The following is a 13,710-nucleotide window of genomic DNA, read 5'->3' as shown; positions in this document are numbered from 1 at the left end:
CCATCACCGGTAGATAGCGCCGGTGATGGGCGCTTGTTGCACTATCCTATATCCCGTAGTATCACGCTTCCTGTCCACAATTTAATCAATTCAAAATGCCGAAACTTTCCACGTGGCTCTTCGCCTGGATTCTGTGCTGCTTATCCACTGTTGCAATGGCGCAAGGCTATGAAAAGCTCTACAGTGATTATCGCGGCAGCCTCTATCAAATTCGACTTATCGAAAAATCCTCCAATTCAAAAGCCGGCCTGGGGTCAGGCTTTCAAATCTCCCCCGATGGATTGATCGCCACCAATTACCACGTAGTGGCTCAAGCGGTTAGCGAGCCGGACGAGTACTCCCTGGAATATCTTGCAGTTAATGGCACCCGGGGAAAATTAACTCTACTGGATATTGATGTGGTCAATGACCTGGCGCTGCTGCGCCAGGAGAAGCCCGGAGACGAATACCTGGAATTGGCGACAGACACCCCCAAAAAAGGGGAAACCATTGTCTCCCTGGGCAACCCATTGGACCTGGGCATGACCTTGATTCCCGGGACCTATAACGGTATTGCCGGCGGTAGCTTCTACGATCGTATTCACTTTGCCGGATCTATCAATCCGGGAATGAGCGGCGGGCCAGCGATCAATACCCAGGGGCAGGTAGTGGGCATTAATGTGGCAACTGCGGGCAACCAGGTTAGCTTCCTGGTGCCAGTGGATAAACTGTCGTCGCTTTTAAAGCATTATCGCGCCGAGGGCGGCACTCTCAACCTGAAGCAAGTAACTTATCAACAGCTTTTGGATAACCAGCAAAAAATTATCGACTCAATACTTAGGGCCGACTGGCAGCGTCGCGCCCTCGGTGAGGCCCAGGTTGTCGGTGAAATAATTCCAGCCATTAAATGCTGGGGAAACACCCAAGAGAGCGAAACCAATCCGATCAAGCGAATTGATAAAGGCTGCACCGGACAAGATGTTATTTTCCTGTCCGACGACTTCAACACCGGGCGGGTAGAGTACGAATTTTTCTGGCTGCAGGCCGAGGATCTTCTGCCCGCGCGCTTTTATGCCGAGTACGAAGGGCAGATGGACTCCTTTTACCCAGGCAATAGCGCTGGAGAAGAAGATGTAACCAATTTCCGCTGCCAGCAAGGATTTACCTCTCAGGAGCGCGGCAATGAAACCTCGGTATCGAAGCCGGATCGCAATCGCGAGCCCCTAATCGCGCGCACCAGCTACTGTGTCAGGCGCTACAAGGACTTCCCTGACCTCTACGATATTTTCTTCTTGAGCCTAAGTGTGGATCAGAAAAATCGCGCACTGGTCAGCCACTTTACCTTGTCCGGCTTTACCCAGGAGTCCGCCGACGCCTTTACCCAGAAGTTTACGAGCGAGATCCAATGGCCCTGATTATTGAAGAACTCAATCGCGCCCACCGGGTGCAGCTGCGCTACCGAATGGACGGGGATAAATTTACCCTGGGCCGCGCTTACGACAACGATGCAATTCTGGAGGACATCCATTCCGATGCCCACCATGCCGAAATCAAGCGGGGAGAGGACGGCCAGTACGTCTTACACGACCTCAATTCGATCAACGGCTGCCAGCTTTTGGGAAACCTGAAAGACAAGTTCGTTAAACCCGATACCATCGCTCAACACAGGATCTCCTCCGGTGACTTGCTGCAGTGTGGGAAGTCACGCTTCCGGGTTTTCCATACGGATGACCCGGTACCTGAAGCTACCCCTCTCCATTCACTAGAGAACCTGTTTTCCAGCTTGTCCCACCCCCTGGGAGCAATACTGCTGCTTTTGTGTTTTGGCTTCGCCAGCGTACTGATGAGCTACCTCGGTTACGCCCGAAACTATCAATGGACTATTGCCGTCAACATTCTTGCCACGGCCATAATTGGTATGGTGATTTACGCCGGAGTCTGGGCGTTTATCGGCAGGGTTGTCAGGCATGAAACGCACTTTTTCACCCATCTATCCATCGCCGCCATAGGTGCACTTACTTACACTTTTTGGGAATGGCTGAGGGGGCTAATAAATTTCAATTTTGCCATCGGCACTACTATTCAGGTCCTGGACTTCCTGGTACTCGCCATCATATTACCGGCAATGCTCTGGTCCGCCTGCTATTTGGCCACCAACCTCGCCAGAGGCTGGCGCTGGACAGTGGCACTGACACTGCCACTGGCATTCCTCGGCCTGGGCTTAGCTGAAAGCGTTAACAATATGGACGAATTCAGCGAGGTTCCGCCGATATCCACAGAGTTGAAATACGATAATATGCTGTTCCGCAACCCTGTTCCCATGCAGGAATTTATTGGAAATTCGGCCGACCTGTTTGATATCCCCATTAAGAAAAAAGAAACTAAAGAAGGCGCTGAAGGCTCCTCCAGCGACAATCAAAGTAGTACCGCAGAGGTAGAATCATGAGCAAGATTTATTGGAGCCCAGGGCTCGACCAGCTGGAACCCTATACCCCCGGGGAGCAGCCCAAGAGTGAAACCCTGATAAAGCTCAATACCAATGAGAACCCCTACCCTGCCTCTCCCGAAGCTTTAAAGCTCTTGGAGCAACACGACTTTGCCGATGCATTGCGCCGCTATCCCGACCCGGAGTCCTGTGAATTGCGCCGCGCTATTGCCGATAAGCACAATCTCTCTGCTGAGCAAGTATTTGTGGGCAATGGCTCCGATGAAGTGCTGGCTCTGAGTTTTTACAGTTTTTTCCGCCGCAGCGAGCCCCTGCTATTTCCGGATATCACCTACAGTTTCTACCCGGTTTATTGCCAGCTCTTCAATATCAAAAGCCGCACTGTTCCCCTGCACAGTGATTTCTCTATCCAGCTTGAGGACTATGCCGCTCCTGCAGCCGGTGTAATTATTCCCAACCCCAATGCACCCACGGGACGGTACCTGCCGCTAGAGCAGATTGAGCAGCTATTGCGCTCACAGCCTGAGAGAGTGGTGGTTATTGATGAGGCCTATATCGATTTTGGCGGCCAGAGCGCAGCAACACTCATCGATCGCTACCCCAACCTGTTGGTGATACACACACTGTCAAAGTCCTATGCCCTCGCAGGGCTTCGCCTCGGCTTTGCCATGGGGCAGAAGCACCTGATTGAAGGACTGCTAAGGGCCAAGAACTCCTTTAACTCCTACCCCATTGATGCCATTGCCCAGCGTGTGGCCACCGCAGCGATCCGCGATACCGCTTGGCACAGCGACAATTGCGGCAAGGTCATCGCCACCCGCGAGCGCTGTGAGCGGGCGCTTACAGACCTGGGGTTCGAAGTGATTCCCTCCCAAGCCAATTTCCTTCTGGCCAAACCACCGGAACCCGGCGCAGAAGCCCTGTATCTGGCACTGCGGGAGCGTAATATTCTCGTTCGTTACTTCAACAAGCCCCGGATCAGTGAGTACTTGCGTATCTCTATTGGCACCGATGAGGAAATGGAGCAGTTGATACGGAACTGCAAAGAGATACTTGCGTCACAGAGCTAGCACTCTGTCTGTCTATACTCGTCGGGCGCCACTTGAGGTGGCCCGACAACTGTGACTTATTGGTATCCAGGGACCTATGCACCCGAAAGCTCAAAATTCAGTATCCACTACCGAGGCCGTTAGCCCCTTTAAAGCGGGATTTTTACGGCAACTAACCCACACCCTGATTCTCGCCTCGGCCCTGGCGAGCGGCGCCGCAAGTGCCAACGACTGGGATAAGGTCGAAGGGCCCAGTGCACAGACACCATCGAGTATTGGCACCTACACCAATGGCTGCCTGAGTGGCGGGGAGACCCTGCCATTGAGGGGCGAGGGCTATCAGTTGGTGAGGACTGGCCGCGATCGACATTTTGCCCACCCCCAGACCATTAACTTCCTGAAGGAGTTTTCCCAGAGCGTAGCGCAGAAAGATCTGGGCAGAATCCAGATCGGTGACATGTCTATGGCCCGAGGGGGCCCTTTCGGCAGTGGTGGGCACAACAGCCACCAAACCGGCCTGGACGTAGACATCTGGTATTCCCAGGATCGGCGGGCGGCAGAGCGTCCCCTCACCCCGTGGGAGCGTGATAATATCTCTGCTGTTGCCTTGGCTGATGAGCGCAAACACCGCCTAATCCCTGAAAATTGGGACGACCGGGTTCCCAAAATCCTGCGCATGGCCGCAGAGGACCAGCGGGTCGAACGAATATTTGTACACCCGACCATCAAGCGCCACCTGTGTGAAATATCCGGCGAAGATAACGAGTGGCTGCGCAAAGTGCGTCCCTGGTGGGGGCACAATTACCATTTTCATGTGCGCCTGGCGTGCCCAGAGGGAAGCACCAACTGTAAGCCCCAGGCTCCGGTGACCACTGCAGCCTGTGGCAGTGACTTGGATTGGTGGTTTAGCGATGACTTCTATGCAATTCTCAATGGCACTAAACCCCAACCGAAACAGAAAAAGCCGAAACCAAAGACCTTGCCCCAACAGTGCGAACAGGTATTAACCGCACCTTCGGCAGGCACTACGACGGAATAATTTTATGATTAACACCTTGCTTATCTGCGGCGGTGGCGGCAGCGAGCACGACGTATCCCTCAGAACTGCTGATTTTATCGAGGACAAGTTGTCAGCAGCAGAGGACATCGCCCTATTGCGGGTGGAAATGGATAACAGTGGCTGCCTTACCGACAGCCAGGGCCGGGTTTACCATATCTTTTACGATCGTAAAATTCGCGATGAAGAGGGTAACTCCTGGGATGTGGACTACGTAATTCCTGCAATTCATGGCTACCCGGGAGAAACCGGCGATTTGCAGTCGCAACTGGATATGTTCGGCATCCCCTATTTTGGCTCTGCACCTGAGCCCAGCAAAATCTGCTTTAACAAAATTAAAACCAAGATGTGGCTCAGTGCCCTGGGTATTGAAAACACACCTTACGAGTTTTTGCACAGCACTGAAATCGAGGAATTACAAAAAGCTCACGATGCCCTGGAGAACTGGGGTGAGGTATTTGTAAAAGCCTCCAATCAGGGATCTTCCGTAGGTTGCTTTAAGGTCCATGACAAAGAGGAGTTAGAGGCCGCGATCGAGGACGCCTTTAAGCTCTCCCCTTATGTGCTGATAGAAAAAGCATTGAAAGCCAGAGAGCTGGAAGTTGCGGTTTACCACTACAACGATGATGTCGTCGCAACCCGCCCAGGGGAAGTACGCGCCCCAACAGATACTTTTTACACTTATAAGGAAAAGTATGCCGAAGGCAGTCGCGCGGTCACCTTTATCGAAGCTGCCGATCTTCACGAAGAACAGCTTCAATGGATAGCCGAAGTATCCCTGCGCACTTTTAAGGCCCTAAAGCTCAAGGATTTGTCCCGCATAGACTTTTTCCTGACAGAAACCGGCGAACTCTACCTCAATGAGGTCAATACCTTTCCCGGTATGACACCTAACTCCATGTTCCCAAAAATGATGGAAAACCACGGGCACAATTTCACCGAATACCTGGCCGGCCTGATCCGCTCTGCGGTATCTTCACCTAACGACAAGACATAATTAAAAGGGGCCTGTTGGCCCCTTTTCTTTTTTGCTCATTTCGATTCGACGGGCTAGTGCAACAACCACCCCTGTTGACGTCGCCGTGAAAACTGACCGCGCAGAAACTCCATCTGATCGCCGCGAATCCGCTCACTGTTAATCAAGGCTAGGTATTCGGCTGCATTGGGGCAGAAGGGCAAGGCCAACAACTCCATGTCGATATTTTCCAATAGTTGATTGCCCTTATGCTGGTTACAGCGCCTGCAGGCCGCGACCACATTTTCCCAGGAATCAACTCCGCCTTTGGAAACAGGAATAACATGGTCCCGTGTCAAATCCACACTTTTAAAGAAATTACCGCAATAAAGACAAGTATGGGAATCGCGAAAAAACAGTGCTCGATTTGTTAGAGGTGGGCGCCGGCGCGGACGGGCCATACGTGCACCGCCACAGGCGATAATAGCGGCCAGATCGAGGCTGGAACGATCGCCATTGCGATTAAAGCCTCCTCTTACCCGCTGGACAACACCTCCCAGCGACCATGTAACCAGCTCCCGCACGTACAGACAGGATGCCTCTTGCCAACTCAGCCATTCCAGCGGTTGTCCCGCCAGGTTTAAACGCAATATTCTCGCGTGCATAACCTCGCCTCCCCACAGTCGAATAGAACAAGGCAGCCCCGGAACTGTTTCCGTGTAGTCATAAAGATTATTATGAAAAATAAAAAAGAAGCTTTGGAGTGACAGCTCGAAGGGGCTGGATGACGATGACAGAGGCTGGCGCAATTCTCAGTGTAAGAAAACACTTCCACCTTCAACAGTAAAAACTTGCTCCCAGACCGTATGGAAAAGCCTGAAAGTTTTTTTACCAACGAAAATACAGATGCCCACAGGCGTAAATTTGCCTTGGGTGATACGGGCACTTCTGCTGGTAGATTACTGAATGCGCCACCCTCCGCCGGCTCATGGGTAATTTGGCCGGCCTATCAACATTAAAGCGGATAACTATTACAAATTCCAGACAGTGACATACCGCTGATGGAATAACAGCAAATTACAGAAGAAAGGTGTAAATTGTGGAAAGCGTTGCAGGCAGGTTAAAGCAGAATGTAAAACACCGCCCAGGCAATCCGGCCCGGGCGGTGCGTCTCACAGGATGGTGCCCATATCCCTAGGGCGAGCGGCGCAATCCATTTATCCATTGCCGCAGTAGTGCAGTCCCTTTCGCGTCCTTGCAAGTTAATTATGGACATCAAGGGAGAAAAAAGTAGGGGAAATCTGCTGAATTTTGTGTAAGAGATATCTCACAAACTGAGCTACCTGTTACAAAAGGGAGGGGAGACAGGAAATTAATCCCGTGTTAACTATAGGGGTAAATAGATAAGCGCGGCAACTATATACATCTTTATTTCAAGTTCAATCGATACCATGAAGAAAACGTTGAAATATACGCTAATATTTTTTATCGCCCTCGGCGCGGTGCTTTCTACCGCCTTAGCCACCTTTAAATCCAGCGTCAGTGTGCCTTGGCGCCAACTGGTCGGTGGTGTCAAAACAACAGAAAAAGAAGTGACAGGCCGGCTGACCGCAGCAGATGGATACTCGGTCCAGTTATTCGCAGGGGATGTTCCCGGCGCACGCTGGCTCACAGTGACCCGCAATGGAGACATCATCGTCTCCCAGCCCAAACATGGCAAAGTTTCACTTTTATTACAAGATAAAGACGGCGACGGCCGCAGTGACGGGCAAAAGACCCTTATTGATAATCTTCAACGGCCCCACGGATTATTGCTACACGACGGCTGGTTATATATTGCCGAAAGTGACGCAGTTGGACGGGTTCCCTTTGATCATTCCGATGGGCGACTCGCTGGGCGCTACCAGAGAATTATTGAAAATCTTGAGGACGATGGACACTGGACAAAAACTATTGATATGAGTCCCGAAGGATGGCTTTTTCTCAGCAGTGGTTCCAGCTGCAACGTTTGTATTGAAAAAGACCCTCGCCGCGCAACCATCATGAGAATGAAGCCAAATGGAGATGATTTTGAAATATACGCCACCGGCCTGCGTAATAGTGTGGGGTTCGATTGGTCTCCAAAAGATGGCGGACTTTACGCAACAGATAATGGCCGCGATTGGCTCGGCGACAACCTGCCGCCAGATGAGCTCAACCTGATTCGCAAAGACCAATTCTACGGATGGCCCTACGCCTACGGTGACCGGGTTCCCGATCCGGATCTTGGGGTGGATGCAAGCCCTGAAATCCAGCAAAAGATTGCTGACTCAATTCCTCCCGTGTACGAATTTCGCGCTCACAACGCGCCACTCGGGATTAAATTTTTGCGCAGTGTGGAACAGCCTAAGGAGTATCGCCATGCAGCGCTGGTCGCCCTGCACGGTTCGTGGAACCGCAGCGTGAAAGATGGCTATAAAGTTGTCTCCCTGCACTGGGGTGACGACGGGGAAATTCAACAGAGGGATTTCCTGTGGGGATTTCTCAGCAATGACCGCCAAACGGTTTACGGCCGCCCTGTCGCCATCGCCGAGGATAAACTGGGCAACATCTATATTTCCGATGACTACGCCGGTGCAGTTTATCGTGTGAGCCAAGGCCCCCCTCGCCAAGCTGTATTGACAACACAGCAGCCACAACTGCAAAAAACATCCACGGCCAACGCGCTTTCAATAGATGCCGAGGTGGTGCAACTGGGCGCGCAGCTCTATCAGTCTAACGATTGTGCCCACTGCCATCAGGCCCAGTTTCCCCTACGCAACCTGTCCGCTAAATACACAGCGCAGACCCTGGCTGACTACTTCGATGCCCCAACACCACCAATGCCTAACTACAACTTTACAGCGGTGCAGAAAAAAGCCCTGGCGCACTATCTTTTATCCCAGGAGTCGAGCCTCTAGGAATTGCACGCCTAAACGACACTGAGAAGAGGCTCCCGGATGAGGGGGCCATGGAATTGACCCCCGCAGCGCCAGCCGCTAAGGTTGCCCCGCAATTAAGAGGCGATGCTATGGCGGCAAAGAAAAAAACAGCAACTTTTGAAGAGAGTCTCGAGGCGTTGGAACAGCTGGTTGAGCGACTCGAAGGCGGAGATCTCCCATTGGAGGAGGCTCTCGCTGATTTCGAAAAGGGAGTGAAACTCACCCGGGAGTGCCAACAGAAGCTCGCCAAAGCCGAGCAGAAAGTGAAGCTGTTAATTGAAGAGAGTGGCAATATCCGCGAACTCCCCTTTGATGCCGACGACAACTCCGGGGACCCAGTTTAAGTGAGTTCCGCAAACCTGCCAGAGGAGCTGAAAGCCTTCCTACAGGCCTCCTCCACACGCGTTGAAAGCCGAATCCAGCAGGCGCTCAACACCCCGATCGACGGCTCAGAAAAGCTGTTCGAAGCAATGCGCTATGCCGCACTGGGCCCCGGCAAACGCCTGCGCCCCGCTCTCGTCTACGCTTGTGCCCAGGTTTTTCGGGGTGTCGATTTTGACCTGGCCTATTGCGATAGCACAGCGGCAGCCCTGGAGTGCATTCACGCCTACTCCCTGGTCCACGACGACCTGCCGGCAATGGATGACGACGACCTTCGTCGAGGTCGCCCCACCTGTCATATCGCCTATGACGAAGCCACAGCCATTCTCGCCGGCGACGCACTGCAAACCCAAGCTTTCGAGTTGCTCCTCGCTGAACCCCTCGCCCCTCAATTGCAGTTACAGCTTATGCGTGAGCTCGCCACTGCGGCGGGGGCCCGAGGTATGGTCGCCGGCCAGGCTATCGACCTGGACTCCGTTGACCAAACCCTGACCCTGGATCAGCTGGAGCCCATGCACCGCCTCAAGACCGGGGCTCTGATTTGTGCCAGCGCTCGTATGGGCGCACTGCTGGGCGGTGCCGGCGAGAGGGGGCTGGAGATTATTACCCGCTACGCCCAAGCTATTGGCTTGGCATTCCAGGTGCAGGACGATATTCTCGATATCACTGCTGAAACCGCAGTTCTGGGCAAAACCCAGGGCGCCGATGCCCTGCGCAACAAACCCACTTATGTCTCTCTGCTCGGCGTCGACGGCGCCCGGGACAAGCTGGCAAAACTGCACGCCCAGGCCTCCCAGGCACTGCAAAGTCTCGATGGCGATACCCTGCTACTGCAGCAGCTCGCAGACTATATCGTGCAGCGCGGACACTAAGTTACAGCCTTGCCTGTGGGGTTTGGGATGCAATATGCCCGCCACGGGCATACAATCCCCCTCAATATCACCATCTGTTGCAACTGATACATTTGATGCTCGAAGAAATTCCACGCACACGCCCGCAGACACCGCTTCTCGACTCGATCGACGACCCGGCGCAGCTGCGCGCCCTCGATGAACGCCAATTGCCGGAACTCGCCAGCCAATTGCGCGAGTACCTGCTGTATTGTGTCGGCCAGACCGGCGGGCACTTTGGTGCCGGTCTCGGTGTGGTGGAACTGACCATCGCCCTGCATTACATATTCAATACCCCGGAGGACCGGCTGGTTTGGGATGTGGGCCACCAGACCTACCCCCATAAAATCCTCACCGGTCGCCGCGAGCAGATGCTGTCCATGCGCCAGCAAGGGGGCCTGTCCGGCTTCCCCAAGCGCAGTGAGAGCCCCTACGATACCTTTGGAGTCGGCCACTCCAGCACTTCGATCAGCGCCGCCCTGGGTATGGCCCTGGGCTCCCCTGACGATCGCAAGGTAGTGGCGGTGATTGGCGATGGCGCCATGACGGCGGGAATGGCTTTCGAAGCCCTGAACCACGCCTCGCATACCGGCAAGGACATGTTGGTTGTTCTCAATGACAACAGTATGTCTATCTCAAAAAATGTCGGCGGCCTGGCTACCTATTTCGCCAAAATCCTAGCCAGCAAAACCTACCTGAATATGCGCGAGGGCAGCCGTAAGATACTGTCTGCCATCCCCAAAGCCTGGCAATTGGCGCGACGTACCGAAGAGCACGTCAAAGGCATGATCACGCCGGGCACCCTGTTCGAAGAACTGGGTTTTAACTACGTGGGTCCCCTGGATGGCCACAATATGCACGACCTGGTCCACACCCTGCGCAACTTGCGCAGCCAGCCGGGCCCGCAACTCCTGCATATTGCCACCACCAAGGGCAAAGGCTTCGGCCCTGCTGAAGAAGATCCGGTGGGCTACCACGCGCTGAACAAGCTGGAGCCGGAAGCCAAGGTGCAAGTAGCCGTACCCGGCAAGAAGAAACTGCCCAAGTACCAGGATATTTTTGGCCAGTGGCTGTGCGATGCCGCAGAACAGGACGAGCGCCTGGTCGCTATTACCCCGGCCATGTGTGAGGGCTCCGGTATGGTGGAGTTCTCCAAGCGCTTCCCAGACCGCTTCCACGACGTTGCCATTGCCGAACAGCACGCCGTCACTCTCGCTGCGGGCCTCGCCTGTGAAGAGCAAAAGCCGGTAGTTGCTATTTATTCGACATTTTTACAGCGCGGCTACGACCAAATGGTGCACGATGTGGCAATCCAAAACCTGGATGTCACTTTCGCCATCGACCGCGCCGGCCTGGTAGGGGAAGATGGCCCCACGCACGCGGGTAGTTTTGACCTCACATTTATGCGCTGCCTGCCCTACCTGGCTATCGCCGCGCCCAGTGACGAAAACGAATGCCGCCAGCTGCTCTATACCGCCTACAAACACAACGGCCCCACTGCTGTGCGCTATCCGCGCGGAACTGGTATGGGTACCGCCATCAACAAGGAAATGACAGAGCTGCCGATCGGCAAGGGGCGCCTGTTGCGCCAGGGCAGTGGTGTAGCCATCCTCAGCTTCGGAACCTTACTCGGCCCCGCTATGGCCGCTGCAGAGCAGCTGGGGGCCTCCGTAGCCGATATGCGCTGGGTAAAACCCCTGGACGAAGCACTGATCGATGAACTTGCCGAGAGTCACCAACTCTTAGTTACCATCGAAGAGAACACTATTGCTGGTGGTGCTGGCAGTGCCGTACTCGAATACCTCAATAGCACTGCGCGGTCGGTACCTGTGCTGCAACTGGGGCTACCCGATCAAATTATTGAGCACGGCAAGCACAAAGACCTGCTGGCGGCCATCGGCCTCAATGCTTCCGGTATTGAGGAACAGATTCGCAGGCGCTTGCAACTGATCAATCACCAGGAGTTTGGCAGTCGCACAGCGGCAGCCAACTGACCCAGCCCGCCTTTGGCAGCCAGCTAATGCGGCTGGCTGCTCTTCGAATGCCCGGCAATAAATTGCCGGCAGTGGTAACAAACCACCCATTGACTAAATCCGGCCACTATTTGGACCACACGCTTTCACTCGAGGGGACTATGTCGTTTATCAGAAAAGCCCTATTCACTTCCCTGGGACTTATTGCCAGCCTCAATACCTCGGCGATGGATCAGGATACCTTCCGCAAAGCATACAAGTCCCTTCCGGAGACCAGCGCCTCCGAGCGCCTCATCGCCTTACAGGATTTACGCTATCGCTGGATTATGGAGAGTTATCCCAGCCAGGCAACCTACGAGGGCTACCCCGGGCAAAATCATCGCTGGGTAGATAACTCCCTGAAATCTGTGGAACTCAGGCAGAAGCAGACCCGAATCCTATTGGGCGCTACACGCAATATCGACCAGAGCGACCTGCCAGCCGGGCAACAATTGGATTACCAGCTGCTTTACCAGGACTTATTGGGAGAAGTAAAAGGCTTCCAGTTTCCAGAGCACTTGCAACCAATTACCCATATGAGCGGTATTCAGCGCAATGTACCGGCTGTTATCAATAGCATGCCCAAGCGCACTGCAGCCGATTACGAAACAATAATCAGCCGTCTGGAAAGGTTGCCAATCCTGATTGAACAAACCCAGGGTCTGATGCGCCGGGGCCTGCGCAAAGGGGTCACACCACCACAAATTACCCTGCGCGACCTGCCGCGTCAGATACGCGCACTGGTACCTGCCGCGCCGGAGCACAGCCCATTGCTGACGGCATTTAATCAAATGCCTGAGGCCATCCCAGCAACTAAGCGGAAAAGCCTGCAGCAACGCGCCTATGCCATTTACAGCAAACAACTGGTACCGGCCTGGCAGGGTATGGCTGAATTTGTTGAGCGCAAATATATTCCCGAGGCCCAGGTGGATACCGCTTTAACCAGCCGCCCTGACGGTCTGCGCTGGTACGCCCATAAAGTGGAAGAGAGTACCACCACCGACCTCAGCCCCGAGGAGATCCACCGCATTGGGCTTGCGGAAGTGAAGCGAATTCGCGGGGAGATGGATGAAATTATCCAGAAGACGGGCTTCCAGGGAGACTTCAAAACATTCACCGAGTTTCTGCGTACCGACCCACGCTTTTACCACACCAGCCGGGAGGGGTTACTGAGGGATTATCGCGATATTGCCAAACGCATTGATGCAGAGCTGCCCGCCCTATTTGGCACCTTGCCACGCCTGCCCTATGGTGTGAAACCAATTCCCGGTTACTCAGAGCAGGCCCAAACTACTGCCTACTACCAACCGGGCTCCAATGAGGCTGGCCGTGCAGGTATTTTCTTTGCCAATACCTACAACTTGCCCAGCCGCCCGAAGTGGGAAATGGAGGCGCTCACAGTGCACGAGGCAATGCCAGGTCACCACCTGCAAATCGCCCTGGCACAAGAGCAAACTGATATTCACCCGCTGCGCCGTATGGCCCTCTACACCGCATTTGTGGAGGGTTGGGGCCTTTACTCAGAAAGTCTCGGTTACGACCTGGGCCTGTATAAAAACCCCTACAGCGAGTTCGGTGCACTCACTTACGATATGTGGCGTGCAGTGCGTTTGGTAGTGGATACCGGTATGCACCAGCTGGGCTGGAGTCGCGAGGAAGCAATCGAGTACTTTATGGAAAACAGCGCCAAGCCACTCCACGATGTGACCGTCGAGATCGACCGCTATCTGGTTTGGCCGGGCCAGGCCCTGGCCTACAAACTGGGGCAACTCAAAATTAAAGAGCTGCGTGCGGAAGCGGAGGAAACCCTGGACAGCAATTTTGATATTCGCAGTTTCCATGATGCTCTGTTGGGATCTGGAGCACTGCCACTGAATATTCTTGAAGAGCGTATGGACAACTGGCTGGAAAGCCAGGCCTCTGTATCTGTTCACATCGACATGCAGCAAGCTGAACAACCCGCCACCAGCTGACGATTTTT

At 54.0% G+C, this 13,710-nt stretch carries 11 protein-coding genes; 10 read left to right on the top strand and 1 reads right to left on the bottom strand.

Going from position 1 to position 13,710, the window contains the following annotated elements:
* Positions 1-95 precede the first annotated feature (95 nt).
* From ACJJIN_RS21015 to ACJJIN_RS20995, 5 genes are all read left to right on the top strand, one after another.
* On the top strand, positions 96-1,394 hold the full coding sequence (locus ACJJIN_RS21015; protein ID WP_413663356.1) for a S1C family serine protease: 1,299 nt from the start codon (positions 96-98) through the stop codon (positions 1,392-1,394).
* Positions 1,385-2,425, top strand: a complete 1,041-nt coding sequence (locus ACJJIN_RS21010; protein ID WP_444896065.1) for an FHA domain-containing protein — start codon at positions 1,385-1,387, stop codon at positions 2,423-2,425. The genes ACJJIN_RS21015 and ACJJIN_RS21010 overlap by 10 nt, the downstream gene beginning before the upstream one ends.
* Positions 2,422-3,495: a histidinol-phosphate transaminase gene (gene hisC / locus ACJJIN_RS21005; protein ID WP_444896064.1), complete on the top strand. Its 1,074-nt coding sequence runs from the start codon at positions 2,422-2,424 to the stop codon at positions 3,493-3,495. The genes ACJJIN_RS21010 and hisC overlap by 4 nt, the downstream gene beginning before the upstream one ends.
* 76 nt (positions 3,496-3,571) lie before the next feature.
* Complete coding sequence (gene mepA, locus ACJJIN_RS21000; protein ID WP_444892054.1) at positions 3,572-4,513, top strand: penicillin-insensitive murein endopeptidase; 942 nt, start codon at positions 3,572-3,574, stop codon at positions 4,511-4,513.
* Positions 4,514-4,517: 4 nt separating this feature from the next.
* Positions 4,518-5,528 (top strand): D-alanine--D-alanine ligase, encoded by a 1,011-nt coding sequence (locus tag ACJJIN_RS20995; protein ID WP_444896063.1) that lies wholly within the window; start codon positions 4,518-4,520, stop codon positions 5,526-5,528.
* 53 nt (positions 5,529-5,581) lie between these two features.
* Here the strand turns inward: ACJJIN_RS20995 and ACJJIN_RS20990 are convergent, their stop codons facing one another.
* Positions 5,582-6,151, bottom strand: a complete 570-nt coding sequence (locus tag ACJJIN_RS20990) for an HNH endonuclease (protein ID WP_282931208.1) — start codon at positions 6,149-6,151, stop codon at positions 5,582-5,584.
* 786 nt (positions 6,152-6,937) lie between these two features.
* On the opposite strand from ACJJIN_RS20990, the gene ACJJIN_RS20985 reads away from it, so the two are divergent.
* The 5 genes from ACJJIN_RS20985 to ACJJIN_RS20965 all read left to right on the top strand — a co-directional run bounded on the left by ACJJIN_RS20985 (position 6,938) and on the right by ACJJIN_RS20965 (position 13,702).
* Positions 6,938-8,425, top strand: a complete 1,488-nt coding sequence (locus ACJJIN_RS20985) for a PQQ-dependent sugar dehydrogenase (protein WP_444896062.1) — start codon at positions 6,938-6,940, stop codon at positions 8,423-8,425.
* Positions 8,426-8,475: 50 nt separating this feature from the next.
* On the top strand, positions 8,476-8,790 hold the full coding sequence (locus ACJJIN_RS20980) for an exodeoxyribonuclease VII small subunit (RefSeq protein WP_413663362.1): 315 nt from the start codon (positions 8,476-8,478) through the stop codon (positions 8,788-8,790).
* A 15-nt stretch (positions 8,791-8,805) separates the two neighbouring features.
* Positions 8,806-9,699: a polyprenyl synthetase family protein gene (locus tag ACJJIN_RS20975; protein ID WP_444898280.1), complete on the top strand. Its 894-nt coding sequence runs from the start codon at positions 8,806-8,808 to the stop codon at positions 9,697-9,699.
* A 95-nt stretch (positions 9,700-9,794) separates the two neighbouring features.
* Positions 9,795-11,711: a 1-deoxy-D-xylulose-5-phosphate synthase gene (dxs, locus tag ACJJIN_RS20970; protein ID WP_444896061.1), complete on the top strand. Its 1,917-nt coding sequence runs from the start codon at positions 9,795-9,797 to the stop codon at positions 11,709-11,711.
* 140 nt (positions 11,712-11,851) lie between these two features.
* Positions 11,852-13,702, top strand: coding sequence for a DUF885 domain-containing protein (locus ACJJIN_RS20965; RefSeq protein ID WP_444896060.1), 1,851 nt, complete (start codon positions 11,852-11,854; stop codon positions 13,700-13,702).
* Positions 13,703-13,710: the final 8 nt, after the last annotated feature.

The organism is Microbulbifer maximicatervae (SeqCode) (assembly GCF_052467505.1).
Note: the sequence above shows the minus strand (reverse complement) of the source record. Positions and strands in the feature narration are given on the sequence as shown.